We start from the raw sequence: 21,788 nt of genomic DNA, 5'->3' as shown, positions 1-21,788 counted from the left end.
GGCGGAGCATTCCCCACCCGGCCTTTCGGTCTCTTGCGACGCGAAGAAGCTTATTTCTTCGCGGCGGCCTTCTTTGCCGGAGCCTTCTTCGCAGCGGGCTTGTCCTCGGCAGCCTTGGCGGGCGCCTTTTCCGCAGCCGGCTTGTCATCGGCCTTGGCGGCCGCAGCCTTCTTCGCCGGCGCCTTCTTGGCGGGCGCGGCTTCGGCGGCCTCTTCCTTCTTGGTGGCGGGCTTCTTCGCCGCCGCCTTCTTGGCCGGCTTGGCGTCGTGATCATGGTCGTGGCCGCAGCCAGGGCCGTGGACATGCCCGTCGTCATCGGCCTCGATCGCCGCTTCCAGTTCGTCGCGGGTCACTTCGCGATCGCTGATCTCGGCCTTCTCGAACAGGAAGTCGACGACCTTGTCCTCGTAAAGCGGCGCACGGAGCTGCGCGGCGGCGAGCGCGTCCTGCTGGACATATTCGACGAAGCGCTGGCGATCCTCGGGACGATACTGCTGCGCCGCCTGCGTCACCAGCCGCTGCATTTCCTGCGCGCTGACCTGAACCCCGTTCGCCTGCCCGATCTCGGACAGTAGCAGGCCCAGACGGACGCGACGCACCGCGATCGCATGATATTCGTCGCGATCTTTCTCCAGCTCGGCCTTTGCCGCCTCGGGGTCTTCCTCGTGGCTCGCTTCATGTTCGAGCTGCTGCCAGATCTGGTTGAATTCGGCCTCGACCATCGTCGGCGGCACTTCGAAATCGTGACTCGCCGCGAGCTGATCGAGGAGCTTGCGCTTCATATAGGTGCGCGTGAGCCCGTTATGCTCCTGCTCGACCTGATCCTTCATCAGCTCTTTGAGCTTGTCGAGGCTTTCGAGACCGAGCGACTTGGCGAACTCGTCGTCGATCTTCGTGTCGGCGGGAACCTTCACTTCCTTCACCGTCACGACGAATTCGGCAGGCTTGCCCTTGAGATTCTCGACCGGATAGTCCTCGGGGAACGACACTTTGACGGTCTTCTCGTCACCGACCTTCACGCCGACGAGCTGATCCTCGAAGCCGGGGATGAGCTGGCCCGAGCCGATTTCGACCGCCATGTTCTCACCCGTGCCGCCGTCGAAAGCGACGCCGTCGACGCTGCCCGCGAAATCGATGATCACCTGATCGCCGCTCGCGGCCTTCTTCGTCTTGGGGGCGTCCTCGAAGCGCTTCATCTGCACAGCGAATTCCTCGATCTTCGCCATTACCGCCTTGTCGTCGGCGGGGACAGTCAGCCGTTCGAGCGTCAGCCCGTCGATCGACGGCGCCTCGATTTCGGGCAGCACCTCAAGCGCGACGGTCAGTTCGGCATCCTTGCCGCGCTCGTAACCGTCGGCGAGGGTGACCGCGGGCTGCAGCGCCGGGCGCAGCTTCTGCTCCGCCATCAGCACCTTGACGCCTTCGTCAATCGCCTTGTTGAGCGCATCAGCGGACAGCGCCTCACCATGCATCTTGCGGATGAGGTTCGGCGGCACCTTGCCGGGGCGGAAGCCGGGCATGCGCACGGTCGGTGCGATGCTCTTCACTTCGTCATCGACCCGCGCGTCGATGTCATTCGCAGTGATGATCAGGCGATACTCGCGCTTCAGCCCTTCGTTCAGCGTTTCGACGGTCTTCATTGCCTTGGTCTTATCCTTGCTCAAAATCTCGTAACGATGAACCCCGCCCGAAAGGCAGCGTTCCCCATATCCCGATCGAAGCTCGCGGAGGTGGTGCGGGCGAAGGGACTCGAACCCCCACATCTTGCGATACTGGTACCTAAAACCAGCGCGTCTACCAATTCCGCCACGCCCGCAGGAGCTGTCGGCCGGGTGCACGAAATCGCGCGCTGCCGCGCACGCCCGTGCGGGCCGCGCGGGGCTATAGCAGACGGGACGCCGAGAGCAAGGGTGAACGCCGCCTTTTCCCATGGATGCGGGGGAACGGAACATGGCATCATCCCATTCGTTGAAAGGACAAGGAGATGCATGATGGCGACCAATCCCGACCCGCTGCCCAAACCCAAACCCGATACCATCGAGCCGCAGGCGCCGCCCGAGCAGCCGGTGCAGCCGAACCCACTGGAAGACCCGGCCGGCCGGCCCGTCGAATTGCCCGACGGCCCCGGCGGCGGCGACCTCGACCAGCCCGGCCGGGGTCCCGACGAGTTGCCACCGCAACCCTGACCGGCCCGCCAATCCGGCCTTGACCCGCCCGCCGACTATCCGCACGGTAGGGGCGGGAGAGACGCATGACATCCAGAATCCGGGCCACGGCTCTTTTCGCGGCGCTGCTCGCGCTACCTGCGACTGCACAGGAACGGCCGACCATCTATCGCGGCGGCACGATCATCACCATGGACGGCGACGCGCCGCAAACCGTGCCGGCAGTCGTCGCAAAGGGCGGAAAGATCCTGTTCGCAGGCGACGAGGCGCGCGCGCGCCGTGCCGCCGGCGGAAAGGCCGCGATCCGCGACCTGCGCGGCGCAACGATGCTTCCCGGCTTCATCGACGCCCATTCGCATTTCGGAATCGCGATGCAGATGGCGGGTGGGCTCGACCTGTGGGATACAGCGCTGCCTCCCATCACCGACATCGCCGCGTTGCAGGGGGTGATCCGCGACCATATCGCGCGCCATGGCATCGCGAAGGACGACTGGGTGGTCGTCTGGCAATATGACAATGAGAAGCTGGCCGAAAAGCGTCACATCACCCGCGCGGAACTGGATGCGGTGTCGCCCGATCACAAGATTGTCGTGCTGCACCAGTCGCTGCACGCGCTCGTCGCAAACAGCGCCGCGCTCAACGCGGCCAGGCTGACCGACGCCAGCGAACCGCCCCCCGGCGGCCTGATGCTGCGCGATGCCGAGGGGCATCTGAACGGCGTGCTGCTCGAAAAATCGACCTTCCTGATGCTCGCCGCGATGCCGCAGCTCACACCCGAGCAGAAGCTCGAACGCCTCGTCGCCGCGCAGCAGCGTTATTTCGCCGAAGGCTACACCCACGCGCAGGACGGCGCGACGATGCCCGCCGACCTTGCTTTTTTCACCGGTCCCGACGCGAAGGCCCAGTTGAAGATCGATCTGGCGCTACTGCCGATCTACATGGGGCTCGACGCGCTGCTGGCGCAGCCGGACCTGCACTTCGGCACCTATGACCGGCATGTGAAGCTGCAGGGGATCAAGGTCATCCTCGACGGGTCGGTGCAGGCGCGCACGGGCTATTTCACCCGCGATTACGAGCGCGGCAGCCCCGACGGCATCCATCCGTGGCATGGCCATCCCGCGATGGACCAGCCAGCGTTCGACGATCTTGCCCGCAAGGTAACGACCCGCGACTGGCAGCTGTTCGTCCATGCAAACGGCGACGCTGCGATCGACATGGCGATCAGGGGATTCGACGCCGCGGGAATCACCGCCGCCGACGACCGCCGGCCGATCGTCATCCACTCGCAGTTCCAGCGCCCCGATCAACTCGCCGATTATCGGCGCATCGGCGTCGGGCCCGCCTATTTCTCCAATCACGCCTGGTATTGGGCCGACGTCCACCGCACCAACTTTCCAAAGGAGGTCGTCGATTTCATCAGCCCCTTCCGCTCGGCGCGCGCCGCGGGACTGATCGCATCGAACCACAGTGATTTCAGTGTCACGCCGCTCGACACGCGCTTCATGCTGTGGACGTCGATGGCCCGCGTCTCGCCGACCGGGGTGGTCAGCGGACCCGACGAACGGCTGGGCGCCTATGAGGCACTCCAGGCGCTGACCACCGGCCCCGCGTGGCAGGCGTTCGAGGAGGATCGCAAGGGCCGCATCAAGGCGGGCCTACTCGCCGATTTCGTCATCCTCGACCGCAACCCGCTGACCACCCCGGTCGACGACATCAAGGCCATCAAGGTGCTGGAGACGGTGAAGGAGGGCGAGACGGTATGGGAGGCGAAGGCCGGCTGATCCCGGCTACCGGAAAGCACCGGCATAATAGCTGAAAGCCATCAAGCCCCCTGAAGCGACGTCGTCCATTGGTCCACCGCCGCGCCGAGGACTTCCATCGGCAACGGCCCCGAGGCCAGAACCATGTCATTGTAGGCCCGCGAATCAAATCGGGAGCCCAGGTCTGCCCGGGCCTTCTCCCGCAGGTCCACGATCTGCTGCTTGCCGACCATGAAGCTGCAGGCCTGCCCCGGATATACACAGTATCGGTCGATGTCGCGCTCGGCCGCATCGCGATTCTCGCCCGCATTGGCGACCATCCAGTCGATCGCCTGTTCGCGCGTCCAGCGCGCATGGTGGATGCCGGTATCGACGACCACGCGACAAGCGCGGAACAATTGCCCCTGAAGATAGCCGATACGTCCCGTCGGATCGTCGTCATAGGCACCGATCTCGGCCGCCAACTGCTCGGCATAGAGCGCCCAGCCTTCCGTCCAGGCCGAGAAGCGCACCGTGCGGCGAAACAACGAAAGCTTGCCAGCTTCCTTCAGGACGCTGGCCTGAAAATGGTGGCCGGGGATACCTTCGTGATGCAACAGCGTGGGGATCCGCCACAGGGCGTTCTCTTCGACCGACCGAAGGTTGATGTAGATGACCGATGGCTGGGCCGGATCGCTGCTGGCGCTGTAGAAGCCGCCTGGCGCACCTTTCTCGATCGCGGGTGATACCCGCCGGACCTCTACGGGAAGATCGGGCACGAAAGCGAAACCCCTAGGCAGGAGGTTCCTTATCCGGGCCAGACGCGCGGTCGCATAGTCGATGATCTCTCGCCGCCCCGCGTCGCTGTCCGCCTTGAGGAAGCGCGGGTCGCGGTCCAGCGCGCTCATCCGTGCGGCGACGCTGCCTTCGGTGAGCCCTTGCGCGCGCAGCAGGCGATCGATCTCGGCGGTCAGTTCCGCCACCCACGTCAGCCCCAGCCGGTGAAGCTCCGCCGGCGCGTAGCCGGCCGTGGTGTTGGAGTGGAGACCCGAAGCGTAATAAGCCTCCCCGTCCGGCTTTGCCCACACGCCTGCCCGATCGTCGGCGCGCGGACGCAGGGCGTCCAGCGCCGCCATCTGACGGGTAAGCGCCGGTGCGACCTGCGCGGCGAAGATCGCCGCGGCACGGCTTTCCAGATCGTTCAGGCCGGCGGCACGGGCGCGGGCCACGGCAGGCCCGATTAGGGGATTCGAAGCAGCGGGCATATCACGCAGCGTCGCGATCTGCGCCACCGTCTTGGCGAGAATGAAGGCCGGCGGCACGACGCCAAGACCGGCGTCATGGGCGATCTGCTCCGTTTCCTGATCGAGGGCGACCACCAGTTGCCGCAGCTTGTCGAGATACCGCTCAGCATCCGCTTCGTTCGCCAGGGGGGAGCGACCGGCGATGCCGTCCGGCAACCAATAATAGGCACCGTTCATCTGGCTGACGACATAGGGGCTGGGGCGCAGATTGATGTCCGAGAAACCGTAGCGCCCATATTGATCGTCCATAGCTCCATAGACAAAGCGCGCGGTGTCATAGTCCAGCGCGGCCGCGGGCGAGAGGGCGGAGCGATCGACGCCGTTCAGTTCGGCCAGGCGCGCCGCATTGGTCTGGCGTGCCCGCGCACGCGCCGCGAGGGAATAATCGCCCAGCCTGTCCGGTCCGCTCTCTTCGTCCCGCAAGGCCTGGGCATGCCGCTCGAGCATGGCGGCGAGACGGACATCGGCGGACGTTCCCACCGCACGGCCTGCGGAGGCGCAGCCGGTGAGAGAAAGGGTGGCGCCCAGCGCAGCCGCGCCGGTCAGAAGATCTCGACGACGCATCAGGTAGCGCTCCATTGTTGCACCAGGGCGTCCAGAACCTCCATCGGCAGAGAGCCGGACCGCAGGATAAGATCATTATAGTCGCCAAGGGAGAAGCGCGGCCCCATGGCATGTCGCGCTGCCTCGCGCGAGGCGCGAATCTGCTGCTTGCCGACCATGAAGCAGCAAGCCTGCCCTGGGTAGACACAATAGCGATCCACCTCGCGCGCGGTAGGCCCGGGCAATTCGCCGACCGTATCGACCATGAAGGCGATAGCCTGTTCGCGGGTCCAGCGCTCGTGATGGATACCGGTATCGACAACCACGCGCCCCGCGCGCCAGAGCTGGGCCTGCAGATAGCCAATCCGCCCGAGGGGATCGTCCGCATAAGCGCCGATCTCGTCCGCCAGTGCCTCGGCGTAGAGCGCCCATCCTTCGGTCCAGGCCGAGAAACGCACCGTGCGCCGGAAAAGCGAAAGGCCGCCCGTGTCCCTCAGCACCGCCGCCTGGATGTGATGACCTGGCACGCCTTCATGGTGGACCAGCGTCGGCAGGCGCCATGACGGCAGGTCGCTGGGCTTCTTGAGGTTGAGTAGGACCGCGCCGGAAGTGCCATCTCGCGGGCCGTTGTAGAAGGCGATGGGCGAACTGTCCTCGCTGGTCAGCGGCATGCGCCGGACCTCGACGGGGTCGTCCACGAAATGGTTGAAGGCGCGGGCGGCGCGGCCCCGCGCAGCGACCAGATAAGCCTTGGCCTGGCGATGGACTTCGGCCCGGCCCGCGTCGGTGTCCGGCTGGATGAAGCGGGCATCCGTATTCAGCGCCGCAATGCGCTCGCCGACCGAGCCGCGGGTCAGATTCAGGGCACGCAGATCGTGATCGATCTCAGCGCTCAGTTCCCGCACCCAATCCTGCCCCATGCGGTGCAGATCGCCCGGCCCGATATTGGCAGTGGTGTTGGCGCGGAGCGAGGAGGCATAGGTCGCCTCGCCGTCGGGTTGAGCCCAGACCCCCCCCTTCGAGGAAGCGCGGGGCATCAGTGCTTGGAGCGCCTGAGCCTGCCTGTCGAGTGCCGGCCTCATCAGGCGGTTGAAGCGCTCGGTCGCCTGCGCACCGACCGTGCCCGACGCCGTGATAGCGGGCGCCAGAAGAGGATTGGCCGCGGGCGCGCTGTCCCGCAACGCACGCAGTTGGGACAAGGTCGCGTCAAGGATAAAATCGGGCGGAACAACGCCCCGCCCGGCATCGTGTGCGATACGCTCGCTTTCCTCGTCGATGCCTTGGGCCAAGGCCTCGATATTGTCGAGATAGGCGCGGCGATCTTCCGCTTCGGGACTGGCCCCACCCGTGCCGAGCCTGGACGGCAGCCAGTAATAGGCGCCGTTCATCTGGCTGACCACATAAGGGCTGGGACGCAGGTCGAGGTCGACCGTTCCCGGCCGTGCCAACTGGTCGTCGAGAACCCCGTAGACGAAGGCTGCCGTATCGTGGTCGATCCGTGCGGCGGGTGACAGCGCGCCGTGGCCGATCCCGGCCAATTCCTTCATGCGGACCGCATTCTCCGCATGCGCCCTCGCACGACCGGCCAGCGACCGATCTCCGACCGGATTGCCCGGCTCCGCGCCGAACCGGCGCAAGGCGTTCGCGTGACGCTCGAGCAGAGCTTTCAACCGGGCGTCGGCGCCTTCGCTCGCGAACAGGGGTCCCGCGCCCGTCCCGATCATCGCGACGCCGGCGGCGGCGCCCAGAAGCATCTGCCTTCTGTTCATTCCCATCTCCGGCCGGTGGCGACCCTCAAGCCGATGCCAGCCAGCGGTCGACCTTGGCTTCCAGCACGTCGAGCGGCAAGGCGCCGGTATCGAGCACCTGGTCGTGGAAGTGGCGGATGTCAAAGCGGTTGCCCAGCTTCTCGGTCGAGCGGCGCCGCAGTTCCTGAATCTTCAACTCGCCGACCTTGTAGGCGCTCGCCTGCCCGGCGTTGGTAATGTAGCGGTCGATCTCGACAACCACGTCGCGCGGCGCCATGGAAGTGTTCGCCATCATATAATCGATCGCCTGCTGCCGCTCCCAGCGAAGGGCGTGCAGGCCGGTGTCGACCACCAGACGCACGGCGCGCAGCATCTCCATGTCGAGATGGCCGAACCACTGATAGGGATCGGTGAACAGGCCCAGATCCTTGCCGAGCGACTCCGCGTACAACCCCCACCCCTCGGTGTAGGCCGTCGCCGGCGCCAGCCGGAAACGCAACATGTCGGGCAGGCTTTCATCCTCCTGCACCAGCGACGACTGATAATGGTGGCCGGGCACGCCCTCGTGGAGCTGGAGCGTTTCCAGCGTCGGGATCGGCCGCGTGTTGAGCATCGCCATGTTGAAATAGAGCACGCCCGGCTCGGACGCGTCGGGCGGGCCGGAGCGGTAATAGCCCGTGCCGCGCTGATCCCCCAGCGCCGGCAGCGGACGCACCTCGAACTCGGCGCGCGGGCGCCGTGAGAAGAGGGTGGGGATTTTTTGCCAGACTTTTGCTTCGATCCTCTCGAAATGGTCGATAAGGTCTTGAGGTTTGGTGTAATAAAAACGGGGCTCGGTACGGATATGTTCGAAAAAGGCGTGAAGATCGCCGGTGAAGCCGGCGGCCTGACGCGCGCCCTCCATCTCTTCGAGGATGCGCGCCACCTCGGACAGGCCGACGCGGTGGATCTCCTCCGCGCTCATCGTCGTGGTGGTGTGCCGCACCAGATCGGCCGCATAGACCCGGTCGCCGTCCTTCATCGACCACAGGCCCGCGCCGTCGGCGGCGGTGGGCAGATAGTCGTTGCGCAGGAAGGTGCGCCACCGGTCATAGGCCGGATAGGCGCGCGTCTCGACCGCCTTGCGATAGGCGGCCTCCAGACGCGCGCGGTCCGCGGCCGCGATCGCTTCGGGAAAGCGGGTGACGGGCGAATAGAGCGGGTTCTGCTCGACCGGCAGCGCCAGGAACGCCTCCACCTGCTTCAGCACATTGTTCACCACGACCTTCGGCTGGTGATAGCCGTCGGCCATGCCCTGACGCAGGCGCGCGACCGTGTCGTTCATGAACCCCGTGAAGCCGTCGAGCTGTTCCAGCGCGATCTCGTAATCCTCGACGCTCGCCAGCGACACGCTGGCCGACATATAGTCCGGAAACTCCACATGCAGCCCGAAGGAGGCGTTCAGGGGCGCCTTGCGCCGGATGGCGTTGACGCCGCTGTCGAACTCCCCGACCGCCTTTTCGGCCTGATAGCGGAACACGTCATAGGCGATCTGGTCGCCCTCCGGCAGCGCCGCCCGGTCGATCCGGGCGAGGCCGGCGAGTTCGGCGCGCTTGTTCGCTTCGAGCCCGGTGGCATAGGCCTCCCCCTGCGGATCGACGAACACCGGCCCCAGCGGGCGCTTGCCGCGGCGGGCAAGGCGCATGGGGTTGAGGAGATCGTCGGCCTGCTGACTGTCGCGGACCAGCTGGGCGAAGCGTTCCCGCGCGGCCGGCTGACCAAGCGCCGCCGCGACCGGCGACCGGGAAATCAGGGCCAGAGAGGCTACGCCGGCGGCTCCCGCAAAGAGTTCACGTCTTTTCATCGTCCGTCCTCGTTCCTTGTTCGCCCGCCCGAAGGCCGCGCGGTTTATCCAGATGGGCGAACCGTGCGCCCATATCGTCACCCCACCATAGCCATCCATGGTGAAGCGGCGACAGGCCCTCGGGACAAAAAGACCTGTCGCCGCCCCGAGCGGATCAGAAGCGACTCGTCACGCCAACGAAGAAGCGGCGACCCAGGATGTCATAGGTCGACGGATCGGTGTTGGACTGGATGCCCGGCGTCCAGGTGCGCGGCGCCTTGTCCGTCAGGTTGTTGACCCCCATGCGCAGCACGAAGCTGTCGCTGACGTTCCAGCTGGTGAGCAGATCGAAATAGTTGATCGCAGGCAGGCTGTTGGCGGTGTTGTAGATGTCCATCTTGCCGACCCGGCGCCAGCGCAGGCCAAGACCGAACGGGCCGTTGCTGTAGTTGACCGAACCCAGCATCTTCCACTTCGGGAAGGTGAAGCCGTTGGTCGAGTCGATGGTGCCAGCCCGCTCGTTGAACGGTCCGCCCGCCGCGTCCTGACGCTGCCAGGCGCGCAGCCAGCCGACCACATAGTTGAGGTTCAGCGAGCCCAGATTGCCCAGACCGGCATCGGCGAGATCGAAGCTCCAGTCGACCTGCAGATCGATGCCCGACGTCTTCAGGGTCGCCAGATTCTGCTGGAGGCCCAGGCTGTTGATCACGTTTCCGGTCAGCGGATCGCGCTCGAACAGCTGGCAATAGCCATTGTTGACGTCATAGGTCGGATTGGTCACACCCGTGGCGTTGAAACAGCCCTGAAGCTGGTTCGTCGCGGTGATGCTGCCGACCACGTCGGTGATCTTGATGCTGTAATAGTCGATCGAAGCCGAAAGACGGGAGAACAGCGCGCTGCCGAAGTTGGGGCGATAGACGGCACCGACCGTCCAGGTATCGGCCGTTTCCTCCTTCAGATTGACGTTGCCGCCGACGAAGCCCTGAATCTGCGTGCTGTTGAAGACATAGCTGTCCACCGCAGCGGCCGACAGGCCCTGAGCGAGGCAGAGCTGGCGCACCTGAGCCGCATCCGGACCGTTGCGATAGGCGCCGCGAATATCGCACGGGTCGCCGCCGAAGACCGGAGCGCCCTGCGCGTTCACCGGCCCGCCGATCTGGGGCGAGCTGATGTCGCGATTGCCGTAGAGTTCGCCGATCGAGGGCGCGCGCACGGCGCGCTGAATGCCGCCACGCACCCGCAGGCTGTCGAACACCGTCCAGTCCACATCGGCCTTGTAGGCCTGAACGCCGCCGATGGTGCTGTAGTCGGAGTAACGATAGCCGAGGGTCAGTTCCAGCCGCTTGATGAGTGGCAGGTCGGTCACCACCGGGATCAGCGCCTCGACGAAGAATTCGGTGGAGTTGGTCGAGCCGGTCAGCGGCTGAACCGGGTTGAAGCCCGCCACCTCGACGCCGCCGATCCGGCCGCCGTCGGGCAGGCCGTCGGCCCCGAGGTGGGGAACGATCGGATTGCTCTGCGACAGGCCGGAGTCCGGACGGAATGCAAAGCTGTCCTCGCGATACTGCGCACCGAGCGCGACGCGGACCTGACCCGCGGGGAGCTGGAACAGGCCGCCCTGGACGGTGCCTTCGAAGATGGTCTGCTCGCTGAGGGTCGAGTTCTTGCTGTTGCGGTTGATGTAGGCGATGCAGCTTTTCGACAGGGTCGTCAGGCCGAACGGGTTGAAGCCGCCTTCGCACAGGCTGGCGCCGCCGGTCGGGTCGTCGAGCAGGCGCTGGACGGCCGAACGGGAGACGTTGCCCGACTGTTCGGACGAGTTGTCGACGCGGCCGTACTGGCCGCTGAGGTCGTAGCGCCAGTCGCCGAACGGCAGATCGCCGCGCAAGCCGGCCGTGACCTGAAAGACCGTGGTGCTGTCGCGGGCCAGACGGCCGCCGATCGCGTTGAAGCGCTTGTTCAGGCCGAACGACGCCGTCGGATCGGGACGGGCATCCAGAAATTCCCGCAGGTCCGCGGTGATGAACGGATTGGTCGACGGCACGCGGAAGCCGTAGGTCGGCGACGGTCCCGGCATGGGCGTCGGCGACAGGATGGTGTCCGCGCTATATTGGGTGAACAGGACGTTGCTGTAGAGCTCGATGGAATCGGCCAGTTCGTAACGCGCCGCCGCGAAAGCGTTCCAACGCTCCAGCGGAATGCTGAGCATGCCGGTCGCGCCGGTGTTATAGGCCCAGGCCACGCCGGGTTGATGATAGGCGTCCCACTCGGGGCCGCCGGGGCTCTTGAAATTATAGGCGCCGACATGGCTGAACAGCGAGCCGTCGGTATTGTAGCCGAACTCGCCCGTCGGCGTGACGCAGTTGGTGCAGCCCAGATAATTGTTGATGAAAGCCTGGCTGGGCAGATTGGTCGAGTCGAAGGTGGTCACGCCCAGCGGCGACACGCTGTTGCGGCCCGAAACCGCGGAAAAGCCGCGCGCGCTGCTCATGATCGCTTCGCGCGTCGAGCGACCGACCGACAAGACCGCGTGGCCGCGCCCGTCGTCGAATCGGCCGCCGATCGTCATGGTGTAGCTCTGCGTCGCGCCGTCGCCCTGTTCGGTCACGCCATATTGGGCGTCGAGCTGAACGCCCGAGAAATTGTCGTTGAGGATGAAGTTCGCCACACCCGCGAGAGCGTCGGAACCGTAGGTCGCCGACGCGCCGCCCGAGATGACCTCCACGTTGCGGATCAGGGCCGACGGGATCAGGTTGATGTCGACGGTGCCGTTGGCGTTCGACGGCACGATGCGGCGGCCGTTCATCAGCACCAGCGTCCGGTTGCTGCCCAGGCCGCGCAGGTTCAGGTTCGCCTGACCGCCGTTGCCGGGGTTCACCGAACCATTGCTGGTGCCGGGCATGAACTGCGGCATGTCGTTCATCAGCGTCTCTGCCGTGACCGAGCCGGTCGCCTGCAGGTCGGACTGCCCCACCGTCACGATGGGGCTGGTCGAGCTGTAGTCCTTGCGGACGATGCGCGAACCGGTGACGACGATGTCTTCGGACGGGGCGGCTTGCGCGGCGGCGGTCGCGCCATCCTGAGCAGCCGCCGGCGCCGCGGCGAGAACGAGGGCCGCGAAGCCGCCGATCATGGTTGACGCCAGAAGGCGTTCACGGGTGATGCTAAAGGTCAAGAGGAAGCTCCATGGACTCGATGTTGAAGGATAATCGCGTTCTTTCGACGCGTTGGACGGAACGTCAGGCGTCGAGTTGCGCGGTGGCCTCGATCTCGACGAGAAAATCGGGAAGGGCGAGCGATTGAACGCCGACGACGGTATTCGGCGCCGGGGTCGCTCCCCCGTAGAAGCGCTGAATCGCGGCGACCACCACGCCCAGCTTTTCGGGATCGTTGTCGACGATGTAGGTGCGCAGGCGAACGAGGTCGGCGGGCGTCAGCTTCATATGCTCCAGCACCGCCGTGAGGTTGGCGAGCGCGGCCTCGACCTGAACGGCAAGGTCGCCCTCGCCGATCACGTTGCACTGCGCGTCCCATGCGACCTGCCCGGCCAGATGCAGGACCCGGCCGCTGTCCTGAACGGCGGCGTGGGAAAAGCCGAACGGCGTGCTCTTGTAAAGGTTCGGCGGATTGATCTTCGTGCTGCCCATGATGCGGATCCCGGTTCAGTCCACCAGTTCGAGCTGGAGCCCGAACGGATCGAGGATGTAGAGGTTCTTCTTTCCGGCCAGCGGGCCGGCGTCGATTTCGATCACGTCCATCGGCGTGCATCCATGCTCCGCGAGCCAGGCCGCCGCCGCCTCGACGTCGTCGACGCGGAACGCCAGATGATGCCCGCCGAGGTCGCAATTGCGCGGCGGCGAAGCGCTGCGGTCCGAAGGCTTGTCGTACTGGACGAGCTGGATACGGGCGCCGCCGTCGAACTCGATCATCGCCAGGGTCAGGCTGGCACCCGCCACGCCGACATGCGATTCCATCCAGTCGCGCCCATCGGTGCCGACCGGAATGTCGGCCGCGTCCATCGGGCCCATGCGATAGAGCTCGCGGCCCCCCAGCACATCGCAATAGAAAGCCAGCGCGCGAACCAGATCGGGCACCGTGCGCGAAACATGATCGACGACCAGGAAAGACGGCTTGCGCGCCTGTTTCACCATCTCCGCCACCCTCTCCCCTTCTCGCAACGCGCCTTTGCGTCATTGAATGAGACAGGTTTTATGTCCGCCCTTTGTCGCGAACAATGACAGGTTTTGCAAAGTTCGTTGCGCTGGACGCAATCAATCTTCGGCGAGCAGATCGCCTATCCGGATCGGGCGCGCCGGGAATCGCGGCGTGAATCCATGGGGTTCGGTCGACACGTCGCCGAGCAGCGCCAGCAGGCCATGTTCGCAATTGCGGCCCTGACACACCCCCATGCCGCAGCGGGTCGCCAGCTTGACGCCGCCGGCGTCGGCGCCGATGGCGAGCGCCGCGCGCATGTCGCCCATCGTCACGTCTTCGCAGCGGCAGACGATGGTGTCGGCGGGCAGGTCCCGGTCGGGCAGCGGCCCGGGGTCCGCGACCGCCTCCAGCAGCGCGGCGAAGCGCAGCGCGCGGGCGCGGGCACGCCGCACCGGCGCCGCCCTGCGGACGGCCTCGCGCAGGGGCAGGACGCCCATGTCCACGGCGACGGCGAGGCCGGCCAGCGCGCCTTCGGCCGCGGCGGCATCGGCGCCTTTCACCCCCGTCGTCTCTCCGGCGACATAGGCGCCGGGGCGCGAGGCCCGCATCCATGCGTCATGGCACGCCTTCCAGCCGCCCGGCCGTGCCGGACGGACCGCCAGCCCCATCGCCCGCGGCAGGTCCGACTGCGGCAGGAAACCGAAGCAGAAGGCCGCCGCGTCGCACGCCACGACCGCTCCGTCCTCGAGGCGCAGGCCCTGCACCCGGTCGCGGCCCTCGACGGCCGTCGGCGCGCGGCCGAAATGGATCGGCACGCCCGCCGCGCGCAGCCGCCATCCCATCAGCAGGACCGACATCAGGCGCGGCAGGTTCGTCAGCGCCGTCCAGGGCCGCCCCAGCGCCTTCAGGACGAAGCGCCGGAAAGGCTGGCTGAACGCGACCGCCGCCACCGTTCCGCCGGCCTTGCGCAGCTGATCGGCCGCCAGCAGTTGCAGGGGGTGCGATCCGGCAAAGGCGATGCGGTGCCCGGGTGCCAGCATCTGGCTCTTCACGAAAGCCTGCACGCCCCCCGCGCTCATCGCCCCCGGCAGCGTCCAGCCCGGCAGGGGCACGGCCATGTCGTAACAGCCGGTGGCGATCAGGACGCGCCGGGCGGTGACCTCCCGCACGCCGCCGCCGTCCGAAAGGGCGAGGCGCCACCCCTCCCCCGCTTCGCGCGCGCCCAGCACCGAGCAGCCGCCGCGCCATTCGACCGACTCCAGCGATTCGAAGGCCGCCAACCGGGCCTTGAGGCGGCGGTATTCGGCGCCCTCCAGCCAGCCGCGCACGGAAAAGGCACGGGGCGGCTGGCGCAGGATCTGGCCGCCCGGCCGAAGCTGCTCGTCGATCACGACGATGCGCGGGCCGTCGGGCAGCGCCAGACAGGCGGCCTGCCCGGCGGGGCCTGCGCCGACGACCGCGAGGTCATAGTCGGGGCGAGCGTCGTCGTTCATCGCCGTTCGTCCGGGCGCGTGGTGACGATCATGCCGTCGGCCGCCGGGGTCAGGCAGGCGCGCAGCCGGCGCGGCGACGCGCTTCCGCGCGCCACCGTGACGAGGCATTCGCCGCAGACGTCCATGTTGCAGAACAGGCCCCGCGGCCTGCCACCGCGATCAAGGCGAAAGGCCAGAAGGTCGCGGGCCAGCATGGCGGTCGCGATCGTCTCGCCTTCGAAAGCCGCGACCGCCTGTCCGTCGACCAGCAGGGTCAGGGGCGCCCCGCGCCGCACATCGCCGTCGCTACGCACCCGCCGCCCCCATGAAGCTGTTGAGATGGCCGAAGCGCGCGGGCGAGAATATCTCCAGCCGCTCCTCGGGCTCGTCGAGGATGCGCCGTGCGAGCAGGCGCGCGAAGGTGGGGCCGAGCGTGAAGGCCGAACCGCCCGCCGCCACGAAAACGCCCGGCGCCTGCGGAATCGCTCCGACCAGGGGCAGCTGGTCGGCGGTGATCGCCGTGATCCCGGTCCAGCTGCGGATCAGGTTCAGCTCGGCGACGCGCGGGAACACCCGCGCCGCCACGGCCAGATTGCCCCTCAGCGACGAGGCCAGCATCTCCGCGGGCCGGTCGAGATCGAAGCGGCCGGCGGCGTCGAGCCGCATCCGCGACGGCCAGCCGCCGCCGATCAGCACATTCCCCGCATGCGCCTGCTTCATGGACAGCCGCTGCCCGACATGCTGGATCAGCGGATCGAGCAGCGGAGCCGTCCGCTCGGTCGCGCTCATCAGCAGCGCGACGGGGTAGAGCGGCAGGTGCAGGTTGAACAATTCGCCGATCCGCGCGCTCCACGCGCCCGCCGCGATCAGTATCTTCGGCGCCGTAAGATCCTCCGGACCGTCGGGCGTTTCGACGGTGAGCCGATAGCCGCCCCGCACCGGCCGCGCCGCGACGACGCGGCACCGCCGGCGCAGCCGGACGCCCCGCGCGGCGGCGGCGGCGGCGAACGCCAGCGTCAGCGCCTTGGGGTCGGCGTGCCCCTCCGCCTCCAGGTGGCTGGCGGCCACGACCGTTTCCGACAGGCCGGGCGCCAGCGCGCGCGCCGCGTCGCCGTCGATCATCCGCGACGCGAGGCCGCCCTGAACCTCCCGCGCCACCTTGCGTTCGAGAATGGCGACCTCGTCCGCGGTTTCGGCCACCATCAGGCCGCCGCGCATATGGACGCGGATGTCGGGGCCCAGCTCGTCGGCCAGCCCGCGCCATTCCTCGATCGCCAGCAGGTTGAGGCCCAGGATCGAGGCCGCCTGATCGGCGAGCGCCTCGCCATTTTCGAGAAAGCGGCGCTCGAGCTGGAAATGCAGCGAACCGGCGTTGGCGCCCGAGGCGCCGGCGTTGGGACGCGCCGCTTCGAGGATTTCGACCCGCGCCCCCGCCTGGACCAGCCGACAGGCGGCGGCACATCCCACCAGCCCAGCGCCGATCACCAGGACATCGACGCCGTCCATTTCGGCTAGACGCGTCCCAATGCGGTCAAGGTGGCGCGGATGCGATCGAGGTCGGGGGCGGACACGTCGAGCAGCGGACGGCGCACATGACCGCCGGGCAGCCCCTGGATGTTCAGCGCGGCCTTCAGAATCGCGGGCCCCGAACCGAAGCGCCCGACCAGATCCTTGGTATACCATTCGTCCATGATGACCCGGTCCTGCCGTCCGCATGCGCGGGCCGCCTCGAAATCGCCGGCCCACACATGATTGTAGAAGTCGGGTTGCGCGCGGCCAAGCACGCCGCCCGCCCCCATGGTGCCATCGCCGCCCGCGCCCTTCAACAGGGCGAGGCCGCAATCGTCCATGCTGTGGCCGAAGACGTGCACCCGATCGCTGAGCCCGAAATAGGTCTGCACGAAACGGCGCAGGTCGCCGGTCGACTGCTTGATGGCGACGACATTCTCGATATCGGCGAGGCGTTCCAGCAGCGGGATCGACATGTCCACCCCGGTGCCCGGAGGCCAGTTGTAGACGCAGATCGGCAGCGGACTGGCATCCGACACCATCTTGTAAAAGGCATGAATCTCGTCATCCGAAGGACGGATGTAGGGCGGCGGGGTCACGAGAATCCCCTCGAAGCCCGAAACCGCCGCCTCGGCGGCGAATTCCAGCACCTCGGCCGCCGTGAAGGCCGTGCATCCGGCGATCAGCGGCAGCTTGCCCGCCATCTGCGCGCCGACCGCGGCGATCAGCGCCTTGCGTTCCCGGGGGCTGAGGCTGGTCCATTCGCCGGTCGTGCCCGCCACCACCAGCCCATGCATCCCCTCTGCATGAAGCCATTCCACCAACAGGCCGAGACCGCGCGGGTCCATGTCACCCTGGGCATCGAAAGGGGTGGTGATCGCCGGGATATAGCCGCGCCACCCGACGCGCGTTCTCTTGGTTGCCACAAGCACCTCGAAATTAGGCATAGTCGTAAATGGCGCCCCCTGTCCTGCATTTTTCCCTGTCCCGCAAGGCGGGATGATTGGCCGAAATCATTGCGTTCAACGCAAGGATCGATAATGTGGCCGCCATGCACGGAAACGCTCTCTATTATTTTTACGAAGCCGCCAGCCTGGGTTCGATGCGACTGGCCAGCGACAAGATCGGCGTGGCGGTTTCATCGATCAGCCGCCAGATCGCGCAGCTGGAGAAAACGATGGGCGTGGCGCTGATCGAACGCGGCCGGCGCGCCATCCGCATGACCGAGGCCGGGCGCCTGGCCTATGAATATTATCAGGGCTGCATCGCCAACGAAGAAGCCTTCATGAACCGCCTGCACGAGCATCGGCAGTTGAAGGCGGGCAAGGTCAGCATCGCCATCGGCGAGGGATTCCTGGGCGGATTCTTTTCCAAGGTGCTGGAGGATTTCCAGGGTCAGCATCCCGGCATCGCCGTGACCGCGTCGGTCCTGCCGACATCCGAGATCGTGCATGCGGTTCTGGAGGACGACGCCCATTTCGGCCTGATCTTCAACGATTGCACCGAGCCCAAGATCCGGGTCCGCGCGACGGTCGCCCAGCCGCTGATGGTCATCTGTGCGCCCGATCACCCGGCGGCGAAGCGCAAGTCGCTGTCGCTGGAGGACCTGAGCACCTATGACCTGTGCCTGCCCGACGCCAACCTGCGGCTGCACCAGATATTGCGCGAGGCGGAGCGCCGCGAGCAGGTCTGGCTGGAACCGGTGCTCACTACCAGTTCGATCTATGTGATGCGCGAAGCCGCGCGCGCCGGGCGGATGGTGACCATCCTTCCGCGCATCGCCGCAGCCGCCGAACTGGAAGACGGCCGGCTCGTCGCCCGGCCCATCTACGAGGCCGACCTCGAACATACCTCGGTCAGCCTGATCCACCGGCTGGGACGCCAGCTGGACGGCGCCCCGGCCCGCCTGATGGCGGCCTTCGAGGCGCGGCTCAAGGGATGGAGCGAAAGCGACGGTCCCGCCGCGGCGTGATCGCCGTCACGCGGCCGCGGCGACGGCCGGAGAGGCGCGCGTGGTGAGCAGGATCGCGATCACCGCGACGATGAAGTTGACCCCCATCGCCACGAGGCCGATGTCCCAATCCGGCAGGGCCACGGCCCACATGTCCCGCGCCGCCGGCAGCAGCAGGGCCAGATAGCCCGCGCCGATGCCCGTGGCGACGCCGAGCGCATTGGCGCGGGGCCACAGGAAGGCGAGGAACACCCCCGGCGTCAGCATGCCGATCGCCGCATAGGCCGACAGGCCGATCTCCACCAGCGAGGCCGTGGCGCCGAGCGTCAGCCATACCGCGATCACCGCGAAGGCCACCATCGACAGCCGGGACAGCAGCAGGGTCGCGCGGTCGCTCAGGTCCGGTTTCAACGGCATGACGACGTTGCGGCTGAAGATCGAGCCGGCCGTGAGCAGCAGCACCGAGCCGGGCACGAGCGCGAGGAGGCAGGCGGTTCCGGCCAGCAGCCCGATCATCCAGCCCGGATAGGAATCCGACACGAATTGCAGCAGCGCGGCGTTGATGTCGTTGTCCGGCGGGGACACGCCCGCCAGCAGGGCGCCGAAGCCGAGCAGGATGATGAAGAAGAAGGACAGCGAATAGAGCGGCTGCCAGACGGCGTTACGGCGGATCGCCTTGCGGCTGCCGGCCGCGTAGCAGAGCTGGAACATGTGCGGGAATATCCACGTGCCCAGCGCCACGTTCACCGCGGCGGTCATCATCCAGGTGACCGACAGGCCTGCCTCCGGAACCAGCCCCGGAAAGACGCCGATCCCCGGATATTGATCCTGCACGCGGTCGAACACGTCGAGGATCGACGACGCCCCGACCTTGCCGGCGACGGTCGCACTGAGGCCCACCACCAGCACGATCATCAATATGTCCTTCACCCCCGCCGCAAAGGCGGCCGACCGCAGGCCGGCCACATAGACGAAGGCCAGCATGATGACGGCGGCGAGGACCGCCGACATGGTCGGCGACACGCCGGTGCCCAGCGTGAGGCGAAGGATCAGGCTGAGCGCCGTGATCTGGATCTGCACATAGACCACGATGGCCGCGATCCCGGCCAGTCCCACCAGGCAACCGAGCCAGGTCGCATCATAGCGGGCGGCGAAGAAATCCGCCTGCGTGATGAATCCCCCTTCGCGCCCGGCCTGCCAGATGCGCGGCATCAGCCAATAGCCGAGCGTCGCGGCCAGCGACACCGAGGTGAAGGCCAGATAGGCGGGCGCGCCATAGGCCCAGGCATAGCCCGAAATCCCGAGAACGGCGAAGGTCGTGTATATCTCGCCCGCGTTCAGGAACCAGAAGATCAGGGTGCCGAACCGGCGCCCCCCGACCGCCCATTCGGCGACCGTCCGGGCGCGGGTCTTGCGATAGCCGTAGAACAGCGCCCCCAGCATGGTGCCGAGAACGATGGCGATGGTCAGGCCGAGGATCACGAGGGCTTCGCCTCGTCGGAAGGTTCGGGGAAGGAATCCGGCTCGTCATTCGCCTCGATGCGCTCGTCGCGCACGAAGACGAAGCCGATGGTGGCGCTCGCCACCAGAATCCCGCACATCTGCCACAGCATCGGCAGCGGCAGCGAAAAGACGCGAACGGCGGCGGTGTTGACCAGCGGGGTCCCGCCGACCTGCCAGATGAAGGGAATCAGCAGGAGCCAGCGGTGCGCGTAGCGCCGGTGGGTCGGCGACAGCAGGGATCGGAGCGTCATGGAGTCACGCCGCCCGGATCACCGGACCTGGCCCGAAAGGCCATGGTCGTCGCGCACGACCTGTCCGCCCTTCATGACGAAGGCGATCGAGCGCAAGGCGCGGATATCGCGGGTCGGGTCGGCATCGACGAGCACGATGTCGGCATATTTGCCCACGGCGATGCTGCCGATGTCGGTGTCGCGGCGCATCATGCGGGCCGGCTGGATCGTCGCCGCCTGCAGCGCCTGGAGCGGGGTCATCCCCGCGTCGACGTAAAGCTCCGCCTCGCGCACGGTGGCGGTCGTGCCCTCATTGTCCTCGAAGGGAAACTGGTCGGTGCCCAGCGCGATCGGCACGCCGAGGCGGATCGCGGACTGCAGCATCGCCCAATGGTCGCGGCCGACGCTGTCCACCCGCTGCAGATACCAGTCCGGCGACCCGATGCGCTGATAGAAGGTGCGCGCGCCCGGCTGGCTGACCACGATCGTCGGCACCAGCCACACCTTGTCCTTCGCCATGCGGCGCAGCACCGGCTCGGTCAGGTGATAGCCGTGCTCGAAACCGTCGATGCCGTAGGTCAAGGCCTGCATCGCCGCCTCGGGCGAACCGTTGTGCGCGGTGACGCGCACGCCGTTGCGGTGGGCCACGTCGATGAGGACCGACAATTCATCGTTGGTCATCGGGGCGGCGGCGATGGCGCCGTGCGTGTCGGAGATGCCGCCCGAAATGGCGATCTTGATCCACGAGGCACCCTGGCTGATCTGCCGGCGCGCCGCCTGCGCGAAGGCGTAGGGACCGTCGACCTCAAGGAAGCCGTGCCCGCCGGTGGGCACGATCAGTTCGCCGGCCGTTTCGATGCGCGGCCCGACGGCCTCGCCCCGGTCGATGGCGCGGCGAAGCGCGAAATCATTGCCGTGGATCTCGGACACCAGACGAACCGAGGTGACGCCGGCGCGCAGCGACAGGCGCGCGTTGTGCGCCATGCGCAGCGCCTGTTGCGCGTCGGTCTCGTTCTGCAACTCGGCCCCGGCGGTGCCGGGAAGCTTCAGGCCGAAATGCACGTGCATGTTCATGAGGCCGGGGATCAGCCAGCGCCCGTCGACGGGGACGATGCGCGCGCCCGGCGGGGGCTGGAGGCGGCCGCGTGGGCCGAGCTGAACGATCCGCTCGCCCTCGATGACGACGACGGCGTCCTCGATGACGCGGCCGTTTTCGACGTCGACCACCGCGCCGCCGACCAGCGCGACGACATCGGGCGCCGGCGACTGGGCGACGGCGGGAGCCGTGACGAGGACGGCGGCTGCAAGACCGGTCAGATACCGGGCGATACGGCGAAGGGTGTCGATAGGCATAGGGATTCCGCGATCCGTCCGGAACCGCCCGGAACCAGCGAAGTCTAGGGCCTGTCGCGGCCAAGACAATGCCAAGGGCTGATGCATGATGTTGCGCTGAATGCAACGATCCTGATGCAGGCCGCCTTTCGGATCAACAATCGCGACGCCTGCGCGGGCGAACGACGGCGATGCGGCGAAAGCGGTGTTCTAGAGAATCGTGCGTTAAATCTGCATCACCCTTTCTGCCGTTCGTGCTGAGCTTGTCGAAGCACCGTCCTTCTTCTTGCGGCGCCGAAAGAAAGAACGGCCCCC

Annotated in this window: 17 protein-coding genes and 1 tRNA gene; 3 read left to right on the top strand and 15 right to left on the bottom strand. The window is 67.0% G+C overall.

The window, feature by feature from the left end; all coding sequences use genetic code 11:
- Positions 1-50: 50 nt before the first annotated feature.
- Entirely contained in the window at positions 51-1,640 is a 1,590-nt protein-coding gene (gene tig, locus ABS88_RS02175) for a trigger factor (protein ID WP_104959545.1), read from the bottom strand.
- A gap of 91 nt (positions 1,641-1,731) precedes the next feature.
- Positions 1,732-1,816, bottom strand: a tRNA-Leu gene (locus ABS88_RS02170).
- A gap of 175 nt (positions 1,817-1,991) precedes the next feature.
- Here ABS88_RS02170 and ABS88_RS02165 point away from each other — a divergent pair.
- Both ABS88_RS02165 and ABS88_RS02160 read left to right on the top strand, forming a co-directional pair.
- On the top strand, positions 1,992-2,186 hold the full coding sequence (locus ABS88_RS02165; protein WP_067107446.1) for a hypothetical protein: 195 nt from the start codon (positions 1,992-1,994) through the stop codon (positions 2,184-2,186).
- 65 nt (positions 2,187-2,251) lie between these two features.
- Positions 2,252-3,946 (top strand): amidohydrolase, encoded by a 1,695-nt coding sequence (locus ABS88_RS02160; protein WP_067107444.1) that lies wholly within the window; start codon positions 2,252-2,254, stop codon positions 3,944-3,946.
- Positions 3,947-3,987: 41 nt separating this feature from the next.
- Here the strand turns inward: ABS88_RS02160 and ABS88_RS02155 are convergent, their stop codons facing one another.
- From ABS88_RS02155 to ABS88_RS02110, 10 genes are all read right to left on the bottom strand, one after another.
- A complete protein-coding gene (locus ABS88_RS02155; RefSeq protein WP_286748937.1) occupies positions 3,988-5,787 on the bottom strand; it encodes a DUF885 domain-containing protein in 1,800 nt (599 codons plus the stop codon).
- The gene (locus ABS88_RS02150; RefSeq protein WP_286748936.1) at positions 5,772-7,505 is read right to left on the bottom strand and encodes a DUF885 domain-containing protein; all 1,734 of its coding nucleotides are present in this window, start codon (positions 7,503-7,505) and stop codon (positions 5,772-5,774) included. The genes ABS88_RS02155 and ABS88_RS02150 overlap by 16 nt, the downstream gene beginning before the upstream one ends.
- A 40-nt stretch (positions 7,506-7,545) precedes the next feature.
- Entirely contained in the window at positions 7,546-9,342 is a 1,797-nt protein-coding gene (locus ABS88_RS02145) for a DUF885 domain-containing protein (RefSeq protein ID WP_104960331.1), read from the bottom strand.
- Positions 9,343-9,496: 154 nt separating this feature from the next.
- Entirely contained in the window at positions 9,497-12,496 is a 3,000-nt protein-coding gene (locus ABS88_RS02140; RefSeq protein WP_286748933.1) for a TonB-dependent receptor domain-containing protein, read from the bottom strand.
- A gap of 64 nt (positions 12,497-12,560) precedes the next feature.
- On the bottom strand, positions 12,561-12,968 hold the full coding sequence (locus ABS88_RS02135; RefSeq protein ID WP_104959541.1) for a RidA family protein: 408 nt from the start codon (positions 12,966-12,968) through the stop codon (positions 12,561-12,563).
- A 15-nt stretch (positions 12,969-12,983) separates the two neighbouring features.
- Positions 12,984-13,472, bottom strand: a complete 489-nt coding sequence (locus ABS88_RS02130) for a VOC family protein (RefSeq protein ID WP_104959540.1) — start codon at positions 13,470-13,472, stop codon at positions 12,984-12,986.
- Positions 13,473-13,592: 120 nt separating this feature from the next.
- Positions 13,593-14,969, bottom strand: a complete 1,377-nt coding sequence (locus ABS88_RS02125; protein WP_158682150.1) for an FAD/NAD(P)-dependent oxidoreductase — start codon at positions 14,967-14,969, stop codon at positions 13,593-13,595.
- Positions 14,966-15,262, bottom strand: coding sequence for a (2Fe-2S)-binding protein (locus tag ABS88_RS02120; protein WP_286748929.1), 297 nt, complete (start codon positions 15,260-15,262; stop codon positions 14,966-14,968). The genes ABS88_RS02125 and ABS88_RS02120 overlap by 4 nt, the downstream gene beginning before the upstream one ends.
- Complete coding sequence (locus tag ABS88_RS02115; RefSeq protein WP_104959538.1) at positions 15,255-16,454, bottom strand: NAD(P)/FAD-dependent oxidoreductase; 1,200 nt, start codon at positions 16,452-16,454, stop codon at positions 15,255-15,257. The genes ABS88_RS02120 and ABS88_RS02115 overlap by 8 nt, the downstream gene beginning before the upstream one ends.
- 5 nt (positions 16,455-16,459) lie before the next feature.
- A complete protein-coding gene (locus ABS88_RS02110) occupies positions 16,460-17,383 on the bottom strand; it encodes a dihydrodipicolinate synthase family protein (protein ID WP_234002619.1) in 924 nt (307 codons plus the stop codon).
- A gap of 125 nt (positions 17,384-17,508) precedes the next feature.
- Between ABS88_RS02110 and ABS88_RS02105 the strand changes: the two genes are divergently transcribed.
- Positions 17,509-18,429 carry a LysR family transcriptional regulator gene (locus ABS88_RS02105; protein ID WP_067107519.1) on the top strand — a complete coding sequence of 307 codons (921 nt, stop codon included), beginning with the start codon at positions 17,509-17,511 and terminating at the stop codon, positions 18,427-18,429.
- 6 nt (positions 18,430-18,435) lie between these two features.
- Here ABS88_RS02105 and ABS88_RS02100 read toward each other — a convergent pair whose 3' ends face one another.
- From ABS88_RS02100 to ABS88_RS02090, 3 genes are read right to left on the bottom strand one after another with little or no spacing between them, the layout of a single operon-like run.
- Positions 18,436-19,890, bottom strand: a complete 1,455-nt coding sequence (locus ABS88_RS02100; RefSeq protein WP_067107427.1) for a sodium:solute symporter family protein — start codon at positions 19,888-19,890, stop codon at positions 18,436-18,438.
- Complete coding sequence (locus tag ABS88_RS02095; RefSeq protein ID WP_076075728.1) at positions 19,887-20,162, bottom strand: DUF3311 domain-containing protein; 276 nt, start codon at positions 20,160-20,162, stop codon at positions 19,887-19,889. The genes ABS88_RS02100 and ABS88_RS02095 overlap by 4 nt, the downstream gene beginning before the upstream one ends.
- Positions 20,163-20,180: 18 nt before the next feature.
- On the bottom strand, positions 20,181-21,494 hold the full coding sequence (locus ABS88_RS02090; RefSeq protein WP_083675099.1) for an amidohydrolase family protein: 1,314 nt from the start codon (positions 21,492-21,494) through the stop codon (positions 20,181-20,183).
- Between the last annotated feature and the right edge of the window lie 294 nt (positions 21,495-21,788).

The organism is Sphingopyxis sp. SCN 67-31 (genome assembly GCF_001725095.1).
This window is presented reverse-complemented; position numbering and strand designations above follow the sequence as displayed.

Coding starts and splice junctions, on each gene's coding strand:
- ABS88_RS02135 (WP_104959541.1), bottom strand. CDS start 12,968: ATGGGCAGCACGAAGATCAATCCGCCGAACCTTTACAAGAGCACGCCG.
- ABS88_RS02095 (WP_076075728.1), bottom strand. CDS start 20,162: ATGACGCTCCGATCCCTGCTGTCGCCGACCCACCGGCGCTACGCGCAC.
- ABS88_RS02090 (WP_083675099.1), bottom strand. CDS start 21,494: ATGCCTATCGACACCCTTCGCCGTATCGCCCGGTATCTGACCGGTCTT.
- ABS88_RS02165 (WP_067107446.1), top strand. CDS start 1,992: ATGGCGACCAATCCCGACCCGCTGCCCAAACCCAAACCCGATACCATC.
- ABS88_RS02130 (WP_104959540.1), bottom strand. CDS start 13,472: ATGGTGAAACAGGCGCGCAAGCCGTCTTTCCTGGTCGTCGATCATGTT.
- ABS88_RS02145 (WP_104960331.1), bottom strand. CDS start 9,342: ATGAAAAGACGTGAACTCTTTGCGGGAGCCGCCGGCGTAGCCTCTCTG.
- ABS88_RS02155 (WP_286748937.1), bottom strand. CDS start 5,787: ATGGAGCGCTACCTGATGCGTCGTCGAGATCTTCTGACCGGCGCGGCT.
- ABS88_RS02115 (WP_104959538.1), bottom strand. CDS start 16,454: ATGGACGGCGTCGATGTCCTGGTGATCGGCGCTGGGCTGGTGGGATGT.
- tig (WP_104959545.1), bottom strand. CDS start 1,640: ATGAAGACCGTCGAAACGCTGAACGAAGGGCTGAAGCGCGAGTATCGC.
- ABS88_RS02105 (WP_067107519.1), top strand. CDS start 17,509: ATGCACGGAAACGCTCTCTATTATTTTTACGAAGCCGCCAGCCTGGGT.
- ABS88_RS02125 (WP_158682150.1), bottom strand. CDS start 14,969: ATGAACGACGACGCTCGCCCCGACTATGACCTCGCGGTCGTCGGCGCA.
- ABS88_RS02150 (WP_286748936.1), bottom strand. CDS start 7,505: ATGCTTCTGGGCGCCGCCGCCGGCGTCGCGATGATCGGGACGGGCGCG.
- ABS88_RS02160 (WP_067107444.1), top strand. CDS start 2,252: ATGACATCCAGAATCCGGGCCACGGCTCTTTTCGCGGCGCTGCTCGCG.